The sequence below is a fragment of the Pedobacter ginsenosidimutans genome (assembly GCF_001442625.1).
Taxonomy (GTDB): Bacteria; Bacteroidota; Bacteroidia; order Sphingobacteriales; family Sphingobacteriaceae; genus Pedobacter; species Pedobacter ginsenosidimutans.
Genome location: NZ_LMZQ01000053.1, coordinates 15,147 through 40,072, shown reverse-complemented (window position 1 = coordinate 40,072; position 24,926 = coordinate 15,147). Strand labels below are relative to the sequence as shown.

At 40.2% G+C, this 24,926-nt stretch carries 17 protein-coding genes; 12 read left to right on the top strand and 5 right to left on the bottom strand.

Features of this window, described 5'->3' with window-relative positions; genetic code table 11:
• From ASU31_RS25825 to ASU31_RS25815, 3 genes are all read left to right on the top strand, one after another.
• Positions 1 to 1,052, top strand: a 1,052-nt coding sequence (locus ASU31_RS25825) for a glycoside hydrolase family 125 protein (RefSeq protein WP_057935126.1), incomplete at its 5' end; no start/stop codon positions are given.
• Positions 1,053 to 1,340: 288 nt separating this feature from the next.
• Positions 1,341 to 2,540, top strand: a complete 1,200-nt coding sequence (locus ASU31_RS25820) for a GAF domain-containing sensor histidine kinase (RefSeq protein ID WP_057935125.1) — start codon at positions 1,341 to 1,343, stop codon at positions 2,538 to 2,540.
• Positions 2,524 to 2,718, top strand: coding sequence for a hypothetical protein (locus ASU31_RS25815; protein ID WP_057935124.1), 195 nt, complete (start codon positions 2,524 to 2,526; stop codon positions 2,716 to 2,718). The genes ASU31_RS25820 and ASU31_RS25815 overlap by 17 nt, the downstream gene beginning before the upstream one ends.
• Here the strand turns inward: ASU31_RS25815 and ASU31_RS25810 are convergent, their stop codons facing one another.
• Both ASU31_RS25810 and ASU31_RS25805 read right to left on the bottom strand, forming a co-directional pair.
• The gene (locus ASU31_RS25810; protein ID WP_057935123.1) at positions 2,719 to 3,072 is read right to left on the bottom strand and encodes a nuclear transport factor 2 family protein; all 354 of its coding nucleotides are present in this window, start codon (positions 3,070 to 3,072) and stop codon (positions 2,719 to 2,721) included.
• A 140-nt stretch (positions 3,073 to 3,212) separates the two neighbouring features.
• Positions 3,213 to 5,480, bottom strand: coding sequence for a glycoside hydrolase family 95 protein (locus ASU31_RS25805; RefSeq protein WP_057935122.1), 2,268 nt, complete (start codon positions 5,478 to 5,480; stop codon positions 3,213 to 3,215).
• A 224-nt stretch (positions 5,481 to 5,704) separates the two neighbouring features.
• Here ASU31_RS25805 and ASU31_RS25800 point away from each other — a divergent pair, with 224 nt between their 5' ends.
• On the top strand, positions 5,705 to 7,858 hold the full coding sequence (locus tag ASU31_RS25800) for a GH92 family glycosyl hydrolase (protein WP_057935121.1): 2,154 nt from the start codon (positions 5,705 to 5,707) through the stop codon (positions 7,856 to 7,858).
• A 658-nt stretch (positions 7,859 to 8,516) separates the two neighbouring features.
• Here the strand turns inward: ASU31_RS25800 and ASU31_RS25795 are convergent.
• Complete coding sequence (locus tag ASU31_RS25795) at positions 8,517 to 8,870, bottom strand: winged helix-turn-helix transcriptional regulator (protein WP_057935120.1); 354 nt, start codon at positions 8,868 to 8,870, stop codon at positions 8,517 to 8,519.
• 97 nt (positions 8,871 to 8,967) lie between these two features.
• On the opposite strand from ASU31_RS25795, the gene ASU31_RS25790 reads away from it, so the two are divergent.
• The 8 genes from ASU31_RS25790 to ASU31_RS25750 all read left to right on the top strand — a co-directional run bounded on the left by ASU31_RS25790 (position 8,968) and on the right by ASU31_RS25750 (position 22,223).
• A complete protein-coding gene (locus tag ASU31_RS25790) occupies positions 8,968 to 9,858 on the top strand; it encodes a PhzF family phenazine biosynthesis protein (RefSeq protein ID WP_057935129.1) in 891 nt (296 codons plus the stop codon).
• A gap of 607 nt (positions 9,859 to 10,465) precedes the next feature.
• Positions 10,466 to 11,239, top strand: a complete 774-nt coding sequence (locus ASU31_RS25785) for a formylglycine-generating enzyme family protein (RefSeq protein WP_057935119.1) — start codon at positions 10,466 to 10,468, stop codon at positions 11,237 to 11,239.
• Between the two features lie 878 nt (positions 11,240 to 12,117).
• Positions 12,118 to 13,380: a Shedu immune nuclease family protein gene (locus tag ASU31_RS25775; protein ID WP_167346247.1), complete on the top strand. Its 1,263-nt coding sequence runs from the start codon at positions 12,118 to 12,120 to the stop codon at positions 13,378 to 13,380.
• A gap of 50 nt (positions 13,381 to 13,430) precedes the next feature.
• Entirely contained in the window at positions 13,431 to 14,750 is a 1,320-nt protein-coding gene (locus ASU31_RS25770) for a hypothetical protein (RefSeq protein WP_057935116.1), read from the top strand.
• A 204-nt stretch (positions 14,751 to 14,954) separates the two neighbouring features.
• On the top strand, positions 14,955 to 16,736 hold the full coding sequence (locus tag ASU31_RS25765) for an ATP-dependent nuclease (RefSeq protein ID WP_083505549.1): 1,782 nt from the start codon (positions 14,955 to 14,957) through the stop codon (positions 16,734 to 16,736).
• Between the two features lie 71 nt (positions 16,737 to 16,807).
• On the top strand, positions 16,808 to 20,764 hold the full coding sequence (locus tag ASU31_RS25760) for a leucine-rich repeat domain-containing protein (RefSeq protein WP_057935115.1): 3,957 nt from the start codon (positions 16,808 to 16,810) through the stop codon (positions 20,762 to 20,764).
• Between the two features lie 52 nt (positions 20,765 to 20,816).
• Positions 20,817 to 21,140, top strand: a complete 324-nt coding sequence (locus ASU31_RS25755; RefSeq protein ID WP_057935114.1) for an RteC domain-containing protein — start codon at positions 20,817 to 20,819, stop codon at positions 21,138 to 21,140.
• Between the two features lie 84 nt (positions 21,141 to 21,224).
• Positions 21,225 to 22,223: a phospholipase D-like domain-containing protein gene (locus ASU31_RS25750; protein ID WP_057935113.1), complete on the top strand. Its 999-nt coding sequence runs from the start codon at positions 21,225 to 21,227 to the stop codon at positions 22,221 to 22,223.
• A 26-nt stretch (positions 22,224 to 22,249) separates the two neighbouring features.
• On the opposite strand, the gene ASU31_RS25745 is transcribed toward ASU31_RS25750, so the two are convergent.
• A complete protein-coding gene (locus ASU31_RS25745; protein WP_157258309.1) occupies positions 22,250 to 23,929 on the bottom strand; it encodes a VWA domain-containing protein in 1,680 nt (559 codons plus the stop codon).
• Between the two features lie 141 nt (positions 23,930 to 24,070).
• Positions 24,071 to 24,787 (bottom strand): hypothetical protein, encoded by a 717-nt coding sequence (locus ASU31_RS25740; protein WP_057935111.1) that lies wholly within the window; start codon positions 24,785 to 24,787, stop codon positions 24,071 to 24,073.
• Positions 24,788 to 24,926: the final 139 nt, after the last annotated feature.

Sequence of the window (24,926 nt, the reverse complement as noted above, 5' to 3'; positions counted from 1 at the left end):
AAAAATTAATAGCGGGCGTAATAATCCACCAAACAAAATGTGTTTTAAAAGACCCTTATGCAAATGCTTTTTATGGCGATGCCACTAAGGTAGGTGAGTGGAAAACCGATAAAACTGCCATGCAGCCTGGTGTACACGAGCGTAAATGGGAAATAGATTCTTTATGTTATCCAATCCGCCTGGCTTACCATTACTGGAAAAAAACAGGTGATAAAACCCCTTTTGATGCCGATTGGAAAAAAGGAATTGAAGCTACTTTAAAAACATTTAAAGAACAACAGCGAAAAACGGATAAAGGACCATATCATTTTCAGCGCGAAACTACCCAACCTACCGATTCATTACCGATGGCAGGTTATGGTTTTCCGGTAAATCCGGTTGGATTAATCTGTTCTGCATTCCGTCCGAGTGATGATGCCACCATTTTCCCATTCCTGGTTCCTTCTAACTTTTTTGCGGTATCGAGCTTAAAACAGGCAGCAGAAATGATTAAAGCTTTACAGCACGACCAGGCTTTGGAAAGCGGTTTGTTAAACCTGGCTGATGAGGTGAGTACAGCGCTACAGAAACACGCTATCGTTAATCATCCAAAATATGGTAAAATTTACGCCTTTGAGGTAGATGGTTTTGGAAGTTCGTATCTGATGGACGATTCTAATGTGCCAAGTTTGTTGGGCTTACCTTATTTAGGGGCAATGAAAATTGAAGATCCGATCTATCAGAATACAAGGAAATTTGCCCTTTCTAAAGACAATCCATATTTCTTTAAAGGTACAGCTGCAGAGGGAATTGGCGGGCCGCACGCTGGTCAGGATATGATCTGGCCAATGAGTATCACCATGCGTGCTCTTACATCAAAAGATGATACCGAAATTAAAGCCTGCATCGATATGTTACGTAAAACACATGCTGGTAAAGGTTTTATGCACGAGTCTTTCAATAAAGATAACCCTGCAAATTTTACAAGGGCCTGGTTTGCCTGGTCTAACACCTTGTTCGGTGAGTTACTTTGGAGAACCTATCACGAAAAACCAGTTTTATTAAAAGCCTAATATAACCGACCGTATTGATTGGTGTTAATGACTGATTTTGATGCCAGTTCAATTCCTGATCAATACGGTTTTGTTTTATCTTTTATAGTCTCCCGAATAGCGGGCTCAAGGCCTTTTCTGCCGTACTTGTTTACGTTATGTTTCACAATTTGAGGATAAATACGAGAGATTTATACTCAATTTAGGAATAAAGCGATCAATCTATGTAAAAGCTCTGCTAGAACACCAATTACTGTGCTTTGCATAGGTAAATATTTGTAAATTGCTTCAAATAATCCCCCTTTAATATTGCAAAATTTTAGTAAAACCGTCCTTGATGATATCGAATCGATAAATAAGATTCCTGCAGTTGCACATATTTTAGAAATTGTTTGCAGAACTACGGGAATGGGCTTTTCGGCAGTTGCCAGGGTAACATCAGATACATGGACTGCCTGTGCTATTCACGATGAAATAAATTTCGGATTGGCTGTGGGTGGTGAGCTTAAACTGGAAACGACCATCTGTAACGAGATCAGACAGCATAAACAGGCAGTTATCATTGATCATGTAGCAGAAGATCCCAATTTTGCTGATCATCATACGCCCTTAATGTATGGTTTTCAAAGTTATATTTCAGTACCCATTACATTAAAAAATGGTACGTTTTTCGGTACGCTTTGTGCCATTGATCCTAAACCTGCTAAACTGAAAAATCCAACAGTTACAGGGATGTTCACCATGTTTGCCGACTTAATTGCCTTTCATTTAGATGCAATGGAAGAGCTGGCGAAAACAGAGAGAGAATTAAAAAAAGAACAAGAAATAGCTGTTTTAAGAGATCAGTTTATTGCTATTTTGGGTCACGATTTACGAAATCCCCTAAATGCAATTTCGACTAGTGCACAGCTTTTATCGCGTTTGAATTTAGATGAACGCAGTGGCCGCATTACTAAAATTATTAAAGATTCATCATTTAGAATGAATGGTTTGATTGAAAATATGCTCGATTTTGCCAGCGGTCGTTTAGGAGAGGGAATTACACTCAGCAGAACAGCAGACGAAGATTTGGAGAAGTTACTGCTCCAAGTGGTAGAAGAATTGCAGGCCATTTGGCCATTAAGAGATATTAAGGTAAGTTTTAATTTTGATTACCCTGTTCATGCAGACGGGAAGCGATTGGCACAACTTTTTTCTAATTTATTGGCTAATGCTTTAAATTATTCCCCATCAGATTCTACCGTTGAAATCATTGGTCTCAGCACCGAAAAAGAGTTTAATCTTTGTGTAATCAATGAAGGTAAGCAAATTCCGGCTGCTGCAATGGATCGGTTGTTTCAGCCTTTTTCCAGAGGTGAGGTAGAACCTAATCAAAAAGGTTTGGGCCTGGGTTTATATATTGCATCAGAAATTGCCAATGCCCATAATGGAACACTTAAGGTATCTTCCACGCCTAAAAAAACATGCTTCACTCTGCACTTACCTTTTACGAATGACAATAATAAATGATAATTTGCCTACTTCTACACTTTTAGAAATTAACGTAGGAGAGGTTATAACAGATGGAAAGGACCAATCTGGCACCGTTAAAAGTATTGAAATCAGTGAAACGGATGAGTTTTTAATGTTTCTTTTTCAGTTGGAAACCAGTTATATTATCGTAAAGAAACTCAAGCAGATTTGTTAATTATAAAATTGGCCTCGGATCGAAAATCACCTGGAATGATTTAATCTTCTCGTCTTCCAGTTTGTACCAGCCGCTTGAAAAGATTGTTTTTTCACCCATGCTGATATCGTACCAAAGGCAAACTTCTTCCTGATCTACAAATACTTTTTTAACATCGTATTTGAATTTCATTTTCTTCATGTCTTCGATGTAAATATCAGCGCCGTTTCTTTCGCCCATAACACCTTTAAAAGTCATATCATCATGCAGTTGTGCTCTGGCCATTTCAAAGTTTTCGGCGTTTAAGGCATTGATAAAATCAAGTACAACAACTTTAGCGTTATGTTCGGTTAGTAGTTTATCGGATGTGCTCATAACAAAATCTATTTAACAATAAACAAAAATTAAAAGAGAAGTGTTTGAAAAAGGAACGATCGAATGATTGAGTTTTGAATGATTGAATGGTGAAGTAGCTTGTTTAATCCCCATTCAATCCTCACTTCCCCTAATTTCTTTTAGCCTTCAAAACTATATACTTTTCCAACCTGCGTTTTAAAACGGTATTTAAAGTCATTTCCTGATTTTTCTTCATCGATACCTTTAAGCTTAGGTTTTAACGCGTTAGGAGATCTCACCGTACAATCTTCGCCAGATAGCGATTTGATCGACAGCTTTATAACTTTACCATTTTTCCACTGCAGATCGGTAATTTCGAAGTTACCCCTGGCTCTTAAACCCTGAATACTTCCTGTTGACCATTGATCGGGCAGGGCAGGCAAAAATTGGAGCTCACTGGCCTGACTTTGTAAAAGCATTTCTGAAACGCCGGCAGTGTAACCAAAATTTCCATCAATCTGGAAGGGGGGATGTGCACAGAAAAGATTGGTGTAAATCCCGCCACCTTTATTATAATCCGTACCCGAGCCACCTACCGGGGTAATGAAGTTCTGTAATATTTTGTAAGCATGATTGCCATCCTGTAGCCTGGCCCAAAAGTTAATCTTCCAAGCCATAGACCATCCTGTCGATTCATCGCCACGGGCAGTTAAAGTTACTCTTGCGGCTTTGGCAAGTTCTGGTGTTTTAATGGTACTGATTTCTCTCCCTGGATGCAGGCCAAACAGATGAGAAATGTGTCTATGTTGATCTTTAGGGTCATCACGGTCGGTTTCCCATTCCTGTAACTGGCCCCATTTGCCAATTTTAGGCTTTAATAAGTGTGCCTTAAGATCTGTAATGTGTTTTTTGTAATCACCATCAATGCCTAAAATTTCGGCTGCTTCTATATAATTGGTGAAGAGATCGTACACAATTTGCTGGTCGTGGGTTACGCCATCTTCAGTTGGCCCATGCTCCGGCGACCAGCCCAACGGCGATACCAAGGTACCATCTGGTCTTCTTTTTAAGTGGTCATCCCAAAATTCAGAGATTTCTTTGATAATCGGGTAAGCAAAATTCTTTAGATAATCTTTGTCTTTTGTAAAAGCGTAGTGCTCCCATAGTGCTTGTGCATACCATGCGCTACCAGGCGTGTTCCACAAAAAACTCATTCCCCCGAAAATATTATTTTCTGTTTTTACGGTCCAGCCGCGGGTATTTGGATATTGTTTACGGGTAGCTATAGCGCTCACTTCGCGCATGCTGTTAATGTAATCCAGGTATGGGATCTGACATTCAGAAAGATTAGTCGGCTCAGACAGCCAATAATTCATCTGGATATTAATGTTGGAGTGATAATCGCTGCCCCATGGCGGGGTATTACTTTCATTCCAGAGACCTTGCAGGTTGGCCGGTAAACCTCCTGGTCGTGATGAGCTGATCAACAGGTATCTTCCGTATTGAAAAATTAAGGCTTCTAATGCATGGTCAGAAGTTTTTTTATAATTGATAAGTCTTTGATAAGTTGGTAAACTATTGTTTTTAATATCATGCTCACCTAAATTAATCGCCAAACGGTTAAATAATTGCTGGTAATCCTGAACGTGTGCTTTTAAAAGACTTGAATATGATTTTGTACTTGCTTGTTTCAGTATGCGGTCTATCTTGGAAGCAGGTTCTTCTCCCTTCCAGTTTTCACTGCGTTTATTACTGTAATTAGTAGCAGCGGTAAAAAGGATGGTTATGGCATCGGCATTATCGATTTTTAATTTTTCACCATCATCGTCTTTAACTGCATGGCTACTACCATTTTCGATTTTAATCAAAGCAGTAGCCTGATAAGGCATTCCGTTAGGTAATTTACCTGCAAACTGGATGGTATTTCCGTTTACCGTGATATTGCCCTGATGTGCGTTTTTAAGTCTAACCGTGCCTGAATATGATTTTTTCTGATCAGCAGTTAACCTTAAAACCATTACTTTATCCGGAAAACTGCAAAAATATTCACGTTTATAGCTGGTCCCATTTTGAGTGTAATTGATGGAATGGACCGCATCAGTTAAATTTAATTTCCGTGTATAATTGCTGAAATTTTGTTCTTTATTATCGAAATCAATAAATATATCGCCAAAAGCCTGGTACATACCCCGATCATTTTCATCTCCAGTCCAGAGCGTATTATCATTAAACTGAATATGTTCCTGATTAACACCGCCGAAAATCATACCACCAATGCGACCGTTACCAATAGGGTAGGCTTCGGTCATCCATTTTGTTGCAGGTTTATCGTCCCAAAGCAATAAAGATGGTTTTTCATTTTTTTGACCAAAAACAGGTTTGGAAAAGCTAAAGGCTAAAAATAAGATCAGCGTGCAGAGAATAGCTTGCTTGCAGTTAAAAAACATGTTGATTATTTGATTAGTGTGTAATCAAATATATAGATAATCAAACGATTGTGCTGCCCGCTAATTAGATGAATACATATCGATTATTGGCATACTATTCAATTATTTAAGCATGCGGTAATTTGCACCAGCGAAATTTTAGTTGGTAACTATTATGATATTTTAGATTGGATTTTAATAGATTTTCTATATTTGATACAACACACTAAAACGTTTTATCTAAAATGAAATCGCTAACCAAATTTCTAACCTTAATCTTGTTCTTGAACCTTATGAGCGTATATACTGCTCAAAGTCAATCCAAAACCTCTTTTACCAAATATGTAAATACTTTTATCGGCACAGCGCCTTTAACTGATCCTAAAATTTTAGGTTACAAGTTGCCCCAGGGTTGGCGATCGTGGGCGGGTTTAACTTTTCCAGGTAGCTCATTGCCTAATGCTATGGTGCAGTTAAGTCCGATTACCGAATTTGGCTCTGGTGCTGGCTACGAATATGAAGATGATACTATTTATGGCTTTGCACACACCAATAAAGGGCACTGGAACCTGTGCAACATTCCAATTCTACCACTATCTAATGCTAACGGTAAATTCGGATCAAAATTTTCGCACAAAAATGAAAGTTCGGCACCAGGTTTTTATCAGGTTTATCTGAATGACTATCAGATAAATGTAAAGCTTACTTCAACCTTGAGGTGTGGATTTCATCAATATGAATATAAAAATGGCAGTAACAGACAGATTCTTTTCGACATGGGAAAGGCCAATAGCAGGGTTTCTACATGGAATATCGAACAAGTTGGCACTTCGGCTATACAGGGCTTTCAGGGAGGGGAGAATATTTACTTTTACGCAACGGTAAATGCCAAGATTGAAAAACTGGATCAGATTGAGGTAGGTAAACGTTCAGGCTACGCGATTATGCACTTGGCTGATGGCGGTACTGTGCCTGTAGAACTTAAAATTGGCTTATCGTTCGTAAGTACGGCTAATGCCAAAGAAAACCTGGAAAAAGAGATTGGCAACAAGACTTTTCCGGAGATCCGCAATGAAGCAACAGCAAAATGGGAAATGCTTTTATCTGCCATACAGGTAAAGGGTGGCACCGAAAAACAGAAGCAAATGTTATATTCCTGTTTGTACCGCTCTTTTTTATGGCCAGCTTTACGGAGTGATATCAACGGGGAGTTTAAAGATGCTAAGCATAATGTAGTAAAGGGTAATTTCAACTATTATACCGAACCTTCCCTCTGGGATACCTATCGCAATAAGGATGTACTGCTCGGCTTAATTACGCCTAAGGTTACCCTGGACGTAGTTAAATCAATGAAAGAGGTTGGCGATAAAACCGGTTTCATCCCGACGTTTTTTCATGGCGACCATGGCGCATCTTCTATTGCAGGCGCTTATTTGAGGGGAATAGATGATTTCGATATCAAGGGTACTTATCAAATTTTATTACGTAATGCCAATGTTGATGGTGGTGCCCGTCCATTTGTGAAAGAATATATCGAGAAGGGTTATATTTCAGATCCCGATGTTAAAAATCCGCATGTAGAAACCAAAGCTAAGGCAGGCGTTTCTAAAACACTGGAATACGCATACGATGATTATTCGCTGGCCCAGATTGCTAAAAAACTGGGCGATAGTACCAACTATCGTATTTTAATGGCCAGATCGAAAAACTATAAAAATATGTTCGATCCAAGTACACGCTTTATGAGGGGCAGATTAGAGAATGGCGATTGGATCAAACCTTTTAATCCACAATACCCTTATTACGAATATATGTACAGAGAAGCCAATGCCTGGCAGGTTTCGTTTTACGCCCCACACGATATTAAAGGTTTAATCGAACTGTACGGCGGCGCAAAAGCGTTCGAATCCAAGTTAGATTCCTTGTTTACCGTACCCTGGAACCCGAAATATATTGCAAGGAATGTAGAAACCATGATTGGTCAATACTGCCAGGGTAACCAGCCAGATCATGAAGCTCCTTTTGCTTACACATTTATCGGGAAACCAGAAAAATCGCAAAAAATTATCGATAAAATCTTAAATGAACTCTATGGTATTGGGATCGATGGTTTGGCACTTTCGGGAATGGATGATGCTGGTGAAATGTCGGCCTGGTATGTGTTCAGTTCTTTAGGTCTGTACCCTTTCTCTGCTACCGATGCCGAATATTTGGTTACTGCTCCACTTTTTGATGAGGTTAAATGGAAAACCAGTACAGGGAAATTGTTAACAATAACCAAGCCTGGGAAGGGAAGGGGCATTAGCAATATTAAAGTTAACGGTAAAGCAAATAACGGATATTTCATCTCCCACGACCTGTTTAAAAATGGCGGTAAGGTAGAAATTGATACTAGATAACTTCAAAGCTTAATTCAGCGTTTGTAAAAAACACGATTCTGTTTGCCCGTTAATTTTGATAATCCCATTCCGGATAGCCATAATTTTAGTATATTAGGATAACCAAAAACGATGGTACCCCAAATCAATCCATCTGATTAAAAATTCCCAAAAAAAATATTCTAAAATCCACCTTTACGCCGCATTTACCCCACATTTAGGCCACCTTCCGGCCAGGCTTGCTGGGTACTTGCCTGTATACTGCTCTGCACTTACTTCGGTTGAGTTATAGTCCTGGGGTAGCTCAGGTAGGTCAAAGATTTGCGTCGCTTTAGATCAGCGTGTTCACAATAGCTAAATGAAAGGTAAAGAAAAAGTTATCCTAAGGTATTGTTGGTCTAGCGCTGTGTCGGAGCAGCCTGAGTGAAGGGGCAATAAAACGGCTTTGGAATTATTCAAATTATCGAGGTATTTGATGATCCTCATGGCATTATCTCGAACACTTTGTATCCGATTTGAAACGTATTATTAATTTGGCTGATGAAACTTTGCTTTTTATCAATTGCCTGCTGTATCGATTAATCCGATCGCGAGCAGTGTTGTTTTTTTTAAATGTTATGTTTTAAACGCTAAACCTTTCTTAATACCGAATCGGAACCGTGGTATAATGTTTTGAATGCTACTTTATTTTTTCACGGTGGTTTAATCCCCAATCAACCAATGTTTCGGTGACTGGGAAAACACTTAGCCCATATTCTGTCATTGCATAATTCACGGTAACAGGCCTGGTTTCCATAACCGTTCGGGTAACGAGGAGGTTTATTTCAAGTTCCCTCAACTCTTTGGAAAGCATTTTTGCAGATATACCCTCAACCTCACGCTGTATCTTCTTAAATGTGTTTTTTTCATCTATATGATTGTTAAGATATCGCATAATCCGTAACTTCCACTTGCCGCCAAGTATTTCCAGGCTATCCCGGATAGCCGCCAGCTCCTGCTCGCAGGTCGCTTCCCGTTTGATTGGTGTTTCCATATTTGATAGTTAACAGAAGGTAACCGGTAACCATTAGTTAACCGATAACAAACTTAAAGTTTTGTGTCCTAATTTTGAAATCATAAAAATGAAAACAATGAAAAAGAAAGTTGACTATTACGTATTGGATGTTTTTACGGATCAAAAATTTAAGGGAAATCAGTTGTCTGTAGTTTATATTGAGGAACAATTGGAATTGGAACAATACTATGACATCGCCAGGGAGTTTGGATATTCAGAAACTTCTTTTGTAAATTATTCGGCAGCTGAAAAAGTGTTTAGCGTAAGATCATTTACGCCAGCGAATTTTGAGATTACCGGAGCTGGACATAATCTTTTGGGTGCAGTATGCTTGGCTATCTTAAAAAAATGGGATATTTTCCGCGAACAAAATGGACAGGCCTGGGTGTTAATGGCGGGTGAAAAGATCCCCCTTAAGATCAGTGAGAGGGATGGAATTCCTTATGTTGGCATGAAACAGAGACCTGCTGAAATCATGGTAACAGTACCTTCCGGCGTAATTGCCGAAGCCATTGGACTAGATGCTGAAGATCTTACCCTTAACGATTGGAATATCAATATTGTAAAAACAGAAGTGGGACACCTGATGGTTCCCATTAAGAATTCGGAATTCTTAAACAAAGCAGTATTGAGTAAAAGTCTTTTGAAAGAAGCTTCCTCCAAATTCGGATTTGAAGGTTGCTATCTTTTTACTACTGAACATGGCAAAAATGAATTTCTTGCAGAAACACGTTTTTTTAACCCCAGTATTGGTATTGATGAAGATCCCGCTACCGGAACTGCAGCGGGGCCTTTAACCGGTTACCTTGAAAATCTTGGCTATGCGGAAAAAAACCAAAGTTATCGCATCTTACAAGGTGCTCATGTTAGGAGGCCCTCTGTTATTGAGGCAGAAGTAGTGGACGATGGAATTTGGATAAGCGGATCTTCTATAATCGTAATGGAAGGTGTAATGTATTTAGATTGATTCGGACCCACGGGAGCTTTTTGGTTACTGATTTTTCCCTAAGTTTTTAAATAATTGTTAGAAAAAAACAGTGTCTGTAAATTATCTAAACTACGCTACACATTTGTCGCAAAGTAGGACTCATTTGTGAAACACACGAGAATTCATAAGGCATGGATTAGAATTTAAAGAATGAAAGAATTTGCATTAATCTTCAGATTAAAAGTCATTGCTAACTTTAAACCATGAAAATTAGCTTAAAAACAGAAAACCATCTTTAAGTTCCCTTGAAGATGTTTTTTGAATTTTCTGTGATCCCGCTGGGATTGGTTCAGCCCTGCAAAACCCCAAACTCAGTCCTGAGCCTTTTACAAATCGAACCCTGGCCGGCGCTTCTGTTCGAATCGGAGCGGGAATAAAACAAAAAAAACCTCATATTTCTGTGAGATTTCTTTTGACCCCGATGGTACAAATATCGAACACCTTTATCGAAGATTGTAAGAAAGTAATAGCCCTTAAAATATAATATATTATATATCTTTATATTTAAACTTCTGCCACTTCAACTAATCAACAGTAGAGATTAAAGCAGTTAATAGGATTTTTCAACTATTTAGGTGTGATAAAGATGGAAGATTTTGAAATATATTTCCCCGAAATCGACTACATATTTCCAATGGCGTTGGTAAAAGGTACAGGTGAAACAAGCTATTTATTTGGGGATCAGAAAAAAATAAGTATAAAGCTTGAGGATTTCTTTATTTCCCGATACCCAATTACTCAAAGGCTTTGGGAATACATTAGCGGAAAGAATCCATCACAATTTCAGGGACAAGATAGGCCAGTGGAGTCCGTGTCGTTCAATGATATAATGAATAAAGATGGTTTTTTACAAAAGTTTAACGCTGGTGCAGGAAGTAAATACATGCTAAATTCTAATGTTGTTTTCCGCCTACCTTCAGAAGCAGAATGGGAATATACCGCCAAAGGTGGCACTCACTGGACAGACGGATTTCAATTTAGTGGCAGTAACGATTTGAATACTGTTGGCTGGTACGATCAAAATAGCGGAAAATATAACGACCCTGAAATTTTGTCCAAGCTAAAGAATCAGGAAAAGGGAACCGAAACACATGCTGTGGGGCAGAAATCTGCTAACCAATTACGTGTTTTCGATATGTCTGGCAATGTTTGGGAATGGTGTGAGGATTTCTTTCAAGCAGATATTCATAAAATACCCCAAGACGGAAGTCCTTGTTTAGAAGAGAGTAATGAAAGGGTTCTCCGTGGGGGTTGCCATCATAATTGGGCTATACATTGCACAGCTTCAAAAAGATATGTAATAGTTGCTGATGCAAAGGACGAATGTATCGGATTCAGAATTGCCGCATCAATTCAATAATCAACTCACATCAAAATAAAAAATCCTCTCCGATTTATTGGAGAGGATTATCTTGTGTATCCCGATGGTCCTCGAACACAAAAACTGCTTTCATTTGATTATAAGCTCGATTGCAAAATACCTCAAAAACAAAAAAACCATCTTCATGTTAAATAAAGATGGTTTTTGAATTAGTGTGATCCCGCTGGGATTTGCACCTAGTGCAAAAATCAACGTTTAAATAGTATTTGAGGCTGTTCAGTAATTCTACTCATTGAATTACTCACTAATTTTTTAATACGTTTTAGCTGCAATTGCTATATTCGAATATACATGGAAATATTAGAAATATCAATATTATTATAATCTTATTTGATAATACAGTATATCTGAAGATTAGAGAAAATCTCTATGAAAACTAAAAGCTGAATATATAAATTATTAACTTGCAACTTTCTAACCGCATTAAGTAATAAATGCCGAACGAACTCAACCAAAATCCTGAACAAAAAGCCTGCGACCAGATCGATGCAATGCTGCAACAGGCTAGCTGTTATGAACTTGGCTTTTCGGAGCTGAGTTATTTTTGACTTATTTTAAAGCGGGAGAAGGCGATGAGCACAGGGAGTTTAGGGAGAAGAAGAAAAAGGGAATACGGGAAACCGTAATTCCGATTAAAGAAAATAGCAGAACTTGAGCGCTTAGTTAAAGGTCATGATTTTAATTTTAAAAGAAATATATTGAGACGCGCTTTTTCCGTGAATATGGAATTCCAGTCAGCCTTATCTATCGGCACTCCGAATTGTCGTTGCAGTGAATACTCACTTCTAGGTATATTTTTATTGGATTGACCAGTTGTGATTGTTTTTATTGAAATTGTAGGACATAAATAATGCATGATGGCAAAAACAAATGCTCTAGTGGCAGCGGAATATGAAAGAGCGACAACTACAACCAAAAAAGTATATTATTTTAAGGATGAGGAATATAAGATAGACCAAATTTCAAAAGAGGTTTATTTAAATGAGGATACAGAGATCCACTATCCAACGCCCTTTCGCGGGGATGATAAGTACAAAACCATAAAGAAATTTGTTTTTAAAGGTTTTAAGAAGAAATTGCCAACAGGGGTGTACAAAGTTTCAACATTCGGTTATGGCTTTACCAAGCCGCTGTCGCCTGTTGTTGCCTATCTTCATGCGAACCATGACTTCACAGAAGTAGTTATCGATGCTGATGGAAATGACCAAATGGATGTCAAAGGTAAGCGTCTGTTTATTTCAGGTGCAAGTCTTCAAAAATTGTACGCTACTTTTTCTGCCATTAACGGCAAACATAAAGAAGAAAAGGAAAGGGCTGCTGTGCAGGAACTCAATCAGCTATTTCCTACCGTTGTTCCTGCTCCTGTAAAAAGGTATGTAGCAGGTACCCTTTCTGAGTGGGGAAGTTCGATAGCAGAGTTTAATGATGCCGATAAGAATGCAATTAAGGATCTGTTCGATAAACTGACACTGCTTCCCAACTTTTTCTCCGAAACCAATCTTATCAAGACCAAGGAGATAATTGACAATAAATTTATCCAGTCAGCTTTGGTAGGGTTTGATGCGCTGTTAAAGGCAACAAGCGATACCCCTACATTGGAAAAGAAATTCCAGACCTTCTTAAAGGAAAATAGCTGGATATTTTCAACGCTCTTTGCCCAGCCCGTTATACTCCATCAGGACGAAGCTTATGTAGGCGGAAAGAATTACAAAAACAAAAATGGCAAATACAGTGATTTTTTGATCAAGAATGGCCTGAGTGACAATGTTTCCTTTGTTGAGATCAAGACCCATTTAACCGAATTGGTGGATAAAAAGCCGTACAGGGGCGATGATGTTTTTGCGCTTTCGAAGGAACTTATGGGCTGCATTTCTCAAGTGCTCAATCAGCGTGACCACTTTCAAAAGGAGTTTTATGCCCACGCTTACAAAACAAAAGATGTAGAAACATTCAATTCAAAAGCGCTGATCATTATTGGTAGGCTATCAGTTCTTTCTGACAAGCAGCTGCATGCCTTCGAGATGTTCCGGAATAACTGCAAGGATGTGGAGATTATCACCTTTGACGAGTTATATAGGAAAATAGAAAGTTTGTTGAAGATAATGACAGGCAAAGTTTAATTTTTGGTTTATTAACTAGATTAACGCATCTAAAGTTTATAGCTTATTAAATGGCAAATACAAACCCTAAGGTAGGACAGATTGGCGAGGTTATAAATTCCGCTTACGTCGAAACCATCCGGTATTTTAGCAACCGGAATTTTTCCGACTTTGATGTGCTTTTCATAAAAGCCTCCGCTCTTACAAGCGAACTTGTGGAAGCATTAAGGATTACAAATCCCAAAGATTTTTCTGAACTAGACGAAATGTTGGAAACGGCAAAAGGAGATTTTGCGGAATTCCTTGATCATGGGGGATTGGCCTTTGTTTTTATGGACCGGGATCCCAATGTGGCGGTAGTGAAGCCGGTAGATGGTTTTCTGCTGAGCGCTGAGACGGAACTCTCATTGATGATGTTGGATCCAGAGCAGTTTTCACTTCATTATAAGTCAGGGAACGAATTTGCCCCACTGAACGATCTTGAGGAATTCCATAAACGTTTTGGTTTTACCTATAAGTTCCTTTGGGATGAAGTGGATGGGATAGGCCTCTTTAAACCAAAAAGGGGCAGTAAGGGATTCGCTGGTTTTGGGAAAAAGATAGGTGCCGGTTATGTCTATGGCCTTCCCCAAGCCAAGTTTCGGCCGACCTTAAGCGATTCAGAAGAAGACACATTTTCAAAAACCTTGGCAAATCTTATCAGGGTTAACAGAAAGATAGATAGTGAATCACTGGCGGTTCCTGATTGGGCTAATGAATTCGTTATCGGGGATGAGGGTAAGCATGTGGAGTTAAAAAAGAAGCTGGAACGTGAAAAGGCTGAACTTGAAGCTAGGATAGCCCAGAATGAAAAAGATCTAAGAAGATTCCGTGAAATTAAAAGCCTGGTATTTGCGGGAGATAGTGCTTTGGAACAGCGGGTTGAAGAGGCGTTCAAGGACTTAGGGTTCAATGTGATCGTGCCGGAAGGGAATAAGGATGACCTTAATATTTTGGAGGATGATTTTAAAGCAGTGGTAGAGATTAAAGGTTCCACTAAATCAGCAACTACGGCCCACGCCATGCAGCTGGAAAAGTGGGCGAGTAATTATGGGTTGGACAATGGTTTTGCTCCTAAGGCAATATTAATCGTTAACGCTTTTAAGGATATCGCACCAAAGAACAGAAAAGAAAAAGCTTTTCCCCAAGACTTGTTGGATTATAGTATACGCAGGGAGCACTGCCTGATGCTGACAATGGATCTGCTTTACATGTATCTAGATTTCAAGGCTGGATTTATTTCCAAAGACGGGATCAAGCAGCTACTCAACGATACGGTCGGCGTATTGAAGTATGAGGCTAGACTAAAGCCGAGTGGAAAAAATAAACGAAATAAGCTCAGTATTTCGTAGGGTAACGATCCTTCGGAAACCAATTGACCAATATCAAACTTTCAATAACATATCCTTAATATACCATTACTAATAATATATTTGACAATTTAAAAATCTAAAATCCCGAAGCGCTCCATTTCAAGGATTTTCAGGAAAATTTACAATGGCGACAAAGTGGCCCCTGGATATCTTTTTTGATAGCTGCCCGGTAAATCCAAGCAGATGGGAAAAGCAGTAAAAGTAACTAAGAAAACAGATGACAACAGCGAAGAGATTGCTGTGGTGACGACAATGGCCGATCCCAGATTGGTCAAGTTAATTGTCAAGAACTTTAGGTGTATCGGATCCGAAGCTGTTCAGATTGATCTGGATGACATTGTGGTACTCGTAGGTCCAAACAATGCAGGTAAAAGTTCGCTGCTTCGTGCGTATGAACTGGTGATGTCTGAGGGGTCGAAAGCCGCTGATATCAAGTTAGAAGATTTTCCAAACAACAAAATTGATCCGGATAATCTGCCCGAAATTGAACTTCATACCATTGTATATGAAGTAGGTATTGGAGAGATGTGGGTGAACAAAAACGAGAAAGGTGAGCTACTGGTACGGGAACGCTGGACCTGGCGTGGTACCGGGAAACCTGACAGAAGGGGCTGGGATGTTCACAAAGGGGGATGGCATGCTACTAAAGCACCATTTGGACCACCCAATATTGCCAATTCGCGGAGGCCAGAACCACACAAGGTCGATGCTTTCAGTAAACCCGAGGATCAAGCAGATGCCATTAAAAAGCTATTGCTTGCCGCAATCCAGGAAAAGGTTAATCTGATGCGTACCGCGGAGGAAAAGAATCAATATCATGCCATGGTAGATAGCATTCTCAATGTTCAGCTGGATATTATTACCCAAACCAGGGGCCAAATTGATACCGCAAATAAAGAATTGACAAACCTGATTGGTATGGTGTTCCCAAACTACCATGTGAACTTCGATGCGCAGCCAGAAAGCAATCCAGCAGCGGATATTTTTAAATGGAATTCGGAACTACTGATGGGGCCCGTTGACGGTTTTATGAGCACGGTAGACCGTCAGGGAAGTGGGGCAAGGCGGACGCTTTTATGGACGGCACTTAAATATATTTCAGAAACCAATCGCATTGATAAAGGCAATGAGGTACAACTTAGGCCGCATATCCTTTTGATAGATGAACCTGAAATCTGTTTACATCCAAATGCCATAAGGGAGGCTTGTAAAGTTCTTTATGACCTTCCCTCAAGCGGACGTTGGCAAGTGATGGTCACTACACATTCCCCGATATTTATAGATTTTTCGCGCAATAACACCACTATCGTGAGGGTAGAACGGAATAATAAGGGAGATGTAGAGGGTACGACAATTTTCCGTCCTGATAAGGTTAAACTGGATGGCGATGATAAGGTTAATCTAAAACTGCTCAATATCTGTGATCCATATGTGGCCGAATTTCTCTTCGGTGGTAAAGTGATTGTGGTAGAAGGGGATACCGAATATACCGCTTTTAACTATGTCCGTTCATTATATCCGGACGAATACCGGGATGTGCATATCATCAGGGCACGGGGAAAGGCAACAATTGTATCTCTGGTCAAGATCTTGAACCATTTCGGTGCAAGTTATTCCGTGCTGCACGATAGCGATACGCCTTTGACCAAAAAGAAAGATAAAAAGAACCCTGCATGGGGGAACAATCCCAATATCCTTAAATCGGTGAACGCGAGGCCTGACGGGGTACGCGTACGTTTGCTAGCTTCACTGCCAAACTTTGAAGAAGCATATTTCGATATGGAAGTCTCTAAGGAAAAACCATACAACGCAATCACTACCTTAAAGGAAGATTCAGCTAAACTGGAAACAGTAAAAATGTTGCTCGATGCATTACTTGACCATGAAAATCCGTTGCCTAGTAGGTGCAGTGAGTGGAAAGACTTGAGCGAATTGGAATTGGAAGTGAATGCAATACTGCAGTAAAGTTAGTGGATAAGTTATTTAATGCAAACGGGCTGCAATTGCCCATATCAACAATTTTCAAAAAGTAATACATGGCTGATCAAATAAAACTGATTGAATTATCAGATAAAAAAAGTGCATCCGGGATTATTCTGACATCCAATATCTCTGAAACTGCTTTTGAACTCGGTATACTGGATTCCCAGGAAGCATGGGAAATAGAGTTTGACTTTTTTGGGAATACTGGTAATACTGATGATGAAAATAAACATTCTGGTACTGCTTCCCAAAGAAGAATATCTATTACAAAAAAGCAATCGGGAAAAGGATATCAGATACTGGTCTATCAGGCTGTTCACGGATTGGCCTCTGAACTTCTTGTCATAAAAAAAATAAGTGCCGGCGCAGGCTTGTCTATTTACATGCAGGCTTTGAATGCCACTGATGAGATAGCAGTCAGGATCAGCAATGGGGAGGACATGGAAGAAACCGCCAGGTTTCCCCCTCTTTTCGCTAATAGTGCGGTATCTGTTTCGGGAATCTTGAATGATCAGCCGGGGTCGATTTTTGCTGAAGTTAAGCTTTACAATATTGCTGCAATGGATAAAGATTTTTTGTCTTTCAGGGTGGGAAATATTGTCTTTCGCTGTGGTGATATGTTCAATCTCCATCCGATCAGGTATTGCAATCTAATATTGCTGCCAGCAGCAACTAATGGAAATGTAAATTACCATATTGCAAATAGGGCAGCAGAACTTGGGATCCCTCCAGCCTCAAAGAAACCTGCCGGGATAATTTCAACATTTAAGCTTAATAATCAAACTGATATTATCGCAGGTTATGCCTATTCGGTTAAAGATGATAATTCCTCTGTGGAGATAATTGACGGAATCTGCAACCGACTATTGGAATTGATAGATGACGATAGGAGCATTCTGGGAGTTAATATCCCATTATTTGGGACTGGGGCAGGCAAGCTTGCTCCTGTTAAAGTGGCGGTTATTTATGATGCAGTGCTAAATCAGGAGACATTGGAGATACCGATTATTGTGAGTATCGGCAGTGAGGAGTATTTCAGCTCAGTCAAAAGACACTTTTCCGGGCGATACGTGCCAGTTTCACTTGATAAAAAAGAGGAAAAACCTAGGTTAATCCTTCAGCTTGAAAAGGATTTGGGCCAGTCCATAAATCCATCTGATTTTGAAATAAATACTGGTGGGCAGATAATAGGATTAAACCTAAGCAACAATACTATTTCTGACGGTACGCTGCTTGCTCCCTTTGAACACCTGATTTCGCTAAACCTGAATGGGCAGTCCGTGAAGGACTTCAGTTTCCTGGGTAAAAGAAAGGATCTTGCAGCATTGTATCTTGCAGATACAGGATTCGTCGATTTATCTTTTCTCAAAACAATGCATGCGCTGACCAGCCTTGATTTAAGTGGAAACGAACATCGAAATTTTGAAGCACTCAGCGGTCTGAAGAAATTGAGGTACCTGCATCTCGCTGGAAACAGGATAACAGATACCGGTTTTTTGGCTCAGATGAAAAAGCTGGAATATCTGGACCTTAGTGGAAATGAGATCTTAGATATCAGTGGGCTTTCTAGTCTGAAAAATCTTACCACCCTAAACCTGGGTAAAAATAAGATTAGGAATATTAATGTCCTGGGAGGAATGGCGAGCCTTCACAGTCTGAATTTTAGTGATAACCGCATTAGCGATGCCAGTGTGGTAGCGAAACTGAAGAATTTACGTTTCCTGCGTGCAGACAACAATCCATTTGTTAAACTCTATGACCTCAATCTGGATGAAAGCGATAGCCATCATTTCACTTTGAAAAATTACCTTGCCATGCAGGCTGAAGCCGATCTGAGGGATTTGCAGCTTCCGGCAAAAGTGATTTTATTGGGTAACCACGCCAGCGGAAAATCTTCACTATTATCTTATCTGATCGATAGAGAGTTTAATGAGGCGGTTGATAGTACACACATCATCCAGATAGAGAAATTATATAAAGGAGATCCAAATATGCCTGAAGCGATTTTTTTCGACTTTGGGGGGCAGGACTTTTATCATGGAATTTATAAAACATTTCTGACAGGAGGAGCTGTTTATTTGGTTTTGTGGAATCCCCGGTTTAACACCAATAGGAGGCGGATCGATATAAAAGGCCGCGATAATCAGGATTTTAGCCTCAGCTACTGGTTTGGTCAGAAGAATTACCTGGAGAATGAAATCTTTGATGGGGAAACCGATCCGGTATTACTGATACAGAGTCACAGGGACGAATCTAAAATCCAGAACCATAACTGCCTGTTTTCATCTGATATGGTGCTAGGTGAATTTCACCTGACACTGAAGAACAATGTTGGCGAAGTAAACGATCTTGGGTTAAGATACCTGGAAAGTTCTATTCTGGAGCTGGTTTCTGAGTCGAAGGTGAAAAAGAAAGTGCCACAGTGGTATATTGATTTTATCAACTTTATCCTAGATAAGGGTAAATCCAGTGACTTTAGAAGCTTTGATGTAGAAGGGGATATCCTCCCGATGTACAAACGGGATATTGGTAATAGGCTGGAATACCTTCGTGATGATCTCCATCAACTCCATTCACAAGGGCTGGTGTTGTACTATAAAAAGGCATTGCCAGACAAGGTTTGGCTTAATCCCATGGCATTGGTAACCTATATACATGAGTTCATTTTAGATAAGGGAACGTTGGAACGCCATGGGGTTATTGGCTGGGAAAATTTGGATGATGCTGCCCATCTGGAAATTACCGATCTGCTTATCTTGCAAAAAATCGTATTCCATGATGAACATCAGGGAAGGTTCATCGTACCTAACTTTCTGCCGCTTGCAGGGCAGGATGCTGATAATTTTGATCTTTTTTCCTTTGGACTGGATAAGCCTATCTTTACCCTTAAATTCGAGGACTTCCTGCCTTTCGGAATGATAAATGACATCATACAATTCTTTGGTAAAAACCATAGGCAGAATAAATTCTGGAGGAATCAGGTACTTTTTAAATTTGAGGATAAGGCTAAGGTAATGTTTAAGCTGGATTTTGAGCAGCTGGAAATAGCCGCATATTGTGGTTTCAAAAACCGGGAAGTAGAAAAAGAACGTCAGGAAGTTATATCCTATCTCTTTTATGCGATAATGAGTCTATACTGGAACATGGACCCCTTCAATTATGATCAATTTGTACTTTATCAACGGAAGCTCCTTATGCTGGAAAATTATGTTCCAGGTGATGAGCTCTACACCAAGATTTATAACGCGGACCGGTTATATAAAGTGGAGGAATGTCGTCCCGATGATATGCTGATATCGGTTGATGGAAGAAAGTTTGCTTCATATAAAGAAATTTGCTCGGATAATGCCGGTACAATGATCAAAGTCTGTTTGGCAGATGAAGACGGGGAACTTACCGGCGAAACAATGATTGTCCCCATATATCCTTTCCAGCCATTTACACCTAATGATCTGAAAAGGAAGAAAAAGGTGGTGGTATCGTATTCCAAATATGATTATGCGTTGGTGAACAGGTTCTTGAACCACATCACCCCATTGGTTGATGATGAGATTATCGAAAAACCCTGGTTATGCGCGGAACTAATTGCCGGATCCGAATGGAATGAGGAAATCACCAGGCGTTTTGCGCAGGCGGATATCATATTTTTCATGATCAGCGACCACCTTATGCAAGTGGATTATGTAAAAGAATTCGAAATCAGAAATGCGATAGACCGCTATAACAAGGATGGACTACCTAAAATTATCCCAATCATTCTTTCGCCTTATCTTTGGCAGAGGAAAGGGGATTATGACCTTGGGAGGTTTTCTGCGTTACCGTTTAAAGCAGTAGCGGTTACCAGCTTTCCTGATCAGAATGAGGCGTGGAAATTTATTACCCAGGCAGTCAAGCTTATGATCATGGAGAATGCTCAGCCTACTGAGGAAGGGATGAGGATGAATGATGAAATGAGAAAGATTTGTGAACGGCTTATGGATAATAATACAATATATTACCCGAAAAACTAAGCTGCGATGGCTTATTTAATTAGGAACATGGATTTAGAATCCCAAGAGGATAATGGAAAGACTGGATTATCTGGAACGCAATCCGCAGGTGGCTTATATTGCAGGGGCAATGTCCGTGGAACTAAAGTGGACCGGTGACAGCGTGAACCTGGCGGAATTGGGTTATTCAGTGGCTTTGAGCGGGCAACTGAACCATGGACAGGCAGGGATAGCACGGGTTTTCCGTTGGCTGGAAGAGAAGTTATCGGTCAATATCGGAGTTCCGGCAAGGCGCATGGCATCGATCAGATCCAGGAAACGGCTGAGTAGGGCAAAGTTTTTGGACGAGCTTAAGGAAGTGTTGGAGCGGAAGATGGATGAGGATGATGGCCATTAAGTTTTGTTCGACTATGATGAATCAAATATTGATTTGGGGAATGAATTTACAATATCGTTTGGAGAATGGAAATTATCGAAAATAATGCAATCAACCACAGCAAGACCATACTTCGAGGGTATTGAGGAAAAAATTATTGAGGAAATAGAGGATGCGGAGTCTTCGATTCTGATCGCAATGGCATGGTTTACCAGCCGGAAAATTAAAAGCGCGTTACTTGACCATAAGCTTCGACATCCACATATCACTGTTGAGATCATTCTTGACAGGAACGAAACCAATGCAAGTTATTTTTACAATACTGCTGATCAGTTCCGTTCTGCCGGAATTGTTATTTATCCTGAACCGGAACGGATGATGCACCACAAATTTGCAGTTATTGACGGAAAGAAGACATTGATGGGGTCATATAATTACTCGGCTAAAGCAAAAACCAATTTCGAAAGTATGTTTATTTATGAAAATCAACAGTTCAGTTCGATTTATACCCGTGTATTCCGTTCCATTAGTAATCCCCAACATTTGGATGAAACCGTAAAGCTGTTGTGGGAATATCCTGATTTTGCGAGGCAATTGCTTTCCATGTATTATCCGTTTACACCACTTGAATTTATTAAATACAAGTCCTTGCTCATCAGTGGCGATTGTTACACCTATGATAATGGCTATCGCGACTCATTGGGCTATGAACCCGGCTATCTATTCAATCCTGCTGTTACCCATGTAAACGAACCATATTCCGAGTTTAAAAAACCTTACAGTAAATCTGCGATACTGAGGTGGAGACATAATGACGCCGAGATGGCTATTATCGATTCCTACAGGGAATTTCCAGATGAATGGGACAAGATATCGGATGATCTGGAGCAACATGATGAATGGTTTAAGTCCTATTATAAAAGGCTAAAAGACTCTACCCTTACCACAGCAGAGATTGAAAAACTGATCCAGGAAAAGGTGGATATTGTGATAGAAGATCGTTTATGGGCAGACAACTTCGCTTTGTTTATCAATAATGGGCATTTAACATCCATTTTTAACTCAATTGCCCGATACCAGGCACAATCAATTGTCAAGTTTTAGTTCAGTATAAAACGATCTGTTCTTGGCTATTTGAGACCGTTGATTTCTGATGGTAGTTCCATCGGATAACACTCTGCACACTGAAGTCCAGGTAAAAGCACAGAAGGGTCATCATAGTCACGGTCGCTGACAATAAGGATCTTTCCGATGTCGGTAACCCTTGCGAACATGCCTGCAATTGCTGCAGGTAAGTTTGTGCCTCCGGATGTTGGAAGTTTACCTCCGCTCTCCGGAATAACCATGGGCACCAGTTCATCGTTAAAGAAAAAGAGTTCAACTTTGCCCGCATCCCTTGCCCAGCGCAGGGCATTAAGGATGTCTTCCTGGTCGTAAAGCCCGCGCATGCTTGAGGAAATATCGATCAGCAGCACATTGGTGTTTTTCCGTTTTAAACCTGCAATAGCTAATAATCGCATCAGCTTTTCATCGAAAGCGCTGATTATATCGGGATGGTCGGGACGGAAATCCTCAATGTAGTAAGATTTGGGCGGCAGGGAGGGGCTAACCCCTGGTGAATCGTAGTTAAGGATGATCATACCTCCGCTTTTGGGGGTTCCAAGGGTATACAGATTAGCGACTTTCTCGATATGGGCTTTTTCGATACCAGAGCGTTGTTTGAACTCTATCACCGCTGCCGTATTGCTCTTTCCGCTTTCTTTGGACGAGAAACATACCCTAAGATCCGGCTTCATCCCCTTTCGGTCTTGATAAACCATGGTTGTTTGCTCCTGGATAACCACACAGGCATCCGGATAATCCCTGCAATTCTCCAGATCTGCGATAACCTCTTTTGAATATCCGTCCAAGGCGATCCTGCCTTTGGCAACACGGGGCCGCGGACTAAGTTCATCCATTGATTTTAAAGCCCTTACCGTGCACCAGATTTCATAGGTATGCCACCGGTGTTTCCAAAATGGCAAATCCAGGATGTCCAATGCTTCATTGATGAGCTCCTCGCGCTGCGTCTCCAGCTTTTTAAGGTGTGGAAGAATATCTTTTTGGTATAAAGCGTAGGCTTTATCCTTTGCCTCTCCAGCTATTTTTTCCAGATTATAAAATACATAGGCCCATCTTGGCATCAGATCTGTCAACAAATGGGCGTTATCTGCCAATACTGCGTTTGATGGATCAAACCTGGCGTCATCAGATAATTGCCTGTAGTCATCGATAATCTGCTGAAACAGGTTACGGATATCTTTTGTGATACCATCCATGGCATGTGAACCTATGATAATTGCTGGCAAGGATATACCTATGCCAATTGAATACCTGTATTTGTCATCCCACTCCCAATCATCAAGAGCAAGCAGATCTGATAATTGAAAAAGTGCATTTAAGGTCTTATCATTCCATACCACTGTAAACTCTAAATGCCTCATACGCGTGGCCTGCTCTTCATATCTTCTGAACTGCTCCAGATCTATGTCCACACTTTCATCCCCAGGGAATCCGAATTTTATAGAAATGGTTTCGCCAGCTCTGGGGGCAAGATGACCGGAAAGATATTCCCAAATCTCGCTGAACATCAGTGAAAAAGGTTGGGCAGCTTGGAGAAAAGCACGTAGAAACTGTTCAGCAGAAAGTTTCCTTGTCTTTAAATGGGCTGCAAGCTGATCGTCCGGACATTCCAATAATTTGCACATTTCATTGAACCAACCATTATCGCGGGCATCAGTCTTGCGGATTTCCAGTCCGCGTCTGTTCATTTCTGTGTAGAGCGCAGATGCACTGTCCAGTATTTGTTCTTCCATTCTCGTGAGCGTTTTGCAGCTTAAAGGTAATCAAATAGTATTTTTTTTGATTATGTAATGACGCTTTCTGAATCAGCAGGGTCTTTGGGCCTTAAATCATAATGTCGGCCAAATCTTTTTAATTTCCGCACAGGTCTCTGTCATTGCGCTTTCAATACCGGGGTTATCCTGTGAAACGAGAACACTTCCTGAGGGGATATCGATAAAAAGACAGTCTTTCGATCTGAAGCTTAGTCCGCTGGTTTCTTTTGCGTATACCTTGAGTACCTTTAACGCAAGCCCTGCTTCCATTGCCCTAAGGCGTGCCTGTGGGAAATTGAACTTTAACAGGCCTATCTGCTCTCCTGTCAGGTCAAATAGCAACATATCGGCCTTTGCACTGATTTTTACACCACTGACTGTTATCGATGCGTGTTTACGATTGGTGTTCAATACGTAATTGCTTAAAATCGGGATCAATTTGTCGGACATCCGGATCAGGCCCTCAAGCGCTCCTGCAGAAAAATAACGGTTCCTGTAGTTGTCTGTTTTCGGTGGAAAAACAAGCGCTTCCTTTTTAAGCCTTGCTGCATGCCTGCGGAACTCGTCAAAATACAGGTCGTAATCATCAAAATTGGCTGAAAATGTAGCCGTGATGATATCCCTTGCAATATTATAATACTTTGGAATATAGTCCCCGGGATATTTTCCGTTGATCAAAATCCGCTTGCGACCGTTTAAGGTCGAGCCATAATACCTCGAGAACTGCGTGAGCGAGAGCCTGGGATCCTGAACTATTGTTAACTGCTTTACTTCAATCTGATTATTTTCCATCTTACGTTAATTAATAAATCACTATCCACCAGGTAATTGACATAACCTAATTGACTAATATCAAATTTAAATAAAGCAAAATATATTAGCATAACCAACTTATCCACATTTAATCCAGTAACTTTTATACTAATAATAA

Excerpts from the sequence above, each read along its gene's own strand:
- ASU31_RS25765 (WP_083505549.1), top strand. The coding sequence starts at position 14,955 with ATGGGAAAAGCAGTAAAAGTAACTAAGAAAACAGATGACAACAGCGAA.
- ASU31_RS25775 (WP_167346247.1), top strand. The coding sequence starts at position 12,118 with ATGGCAAAAACAAATGCTCTAGTGGCAGCGGAATATGAAAGAGCGACA.
- ASU31_RS25785 (WP_057935119.1), top strand. The coding sequence starts at position 10,466 with ATGGAAGATTTTGAAATATATTTCCCCGAAATCGACTACATATTTCCA.
- ASU31_RS25805 (WP_057935122.1), bottom strand. The coding sequence starts at position 5,480 with ATGTTTTTTAACTGCAAGCAAGCTATTCTCTGCACGCTGATCTTATTT.
- ASU31_RS25760 (WP_057935115.1), top strand. The coding sequence starts at position 16,808 with ATGGCTGATCAAATAAAACTGATTGAATTATCAGATAAAAAAAGTGCA.
- ASU31_RS25800 (WP_057935121.1), top strand. The coding sequence starts at position 5,705 with ATGAAATCGCTAACCAAATTTCTAACCTTAATCTTGTTCTTGAACCTT.
- ASU31_RS25810 (WP_057935123.1), bottom strand. The coding sequence starts at position 3,072 with ATGAGCACATCCGATAAACTACTAACCGAACATAACGCTAAAGTTGTT.
- ASU31_RS25740 (WP_057935111.1), bottom strand. The coding sequence starts at position 24,787 with ATGGAAAATAATCAGATTGAAGTAAAGCAGTTAACAATAGTTCAGGAT.
- ASU31_RS25750 (WP_057935113.1), top strand. The coding sequence starts at position 21,225 with ATGCAATCAACCACAGCAAGACCATACTTCGAGGGTATTGAGGAAAAA.
- ASU31_RS25770 (WP_057935116.1), top strand. The coding sequence starts at position 13,431 with ATGGCAAATACAAACCCTAAGGTAGGACAGATTGGCGAGGTTATAAAT.
- ASU31_RS25755 (WP_057935114.1), top strand. The coding sequence starts at position 20,817 with ATGGAAAGACTGGATTATCTGGAACGCAATCCGCAGGTGGCTTATATT.
- ASU31_RS25795 (WP_057935120.1), bottom strand. The coding sequence starts at position 8,870 with ATGGAAACACCAATCAAACGGGAAGCGACCTGCGAGCAGGAGCTGGCG.
- ASU31_RS25790 (WP_057935129.1), top strand. The coding sequence starts at position 8,968 with ATGAAAAAGAAAGTTGACTATTACGTATTGGATGTTTTTACGGATCAA.
- ASU31_RS25815 (WP_057935124.1), top strand. The coding sequence starts at position 2,524 with ATGACAATAATAAATGATAATTTGCCTACTTCTACACTTTTAGAAATT.
- ASU31_RS25745 (WP_157258309.1), bottom strand. The coding sequence starts at position 23,929 with ATGAACAGACGCGGACTGGAAATCCGCAAGACTGATGCCCGCGATAAT.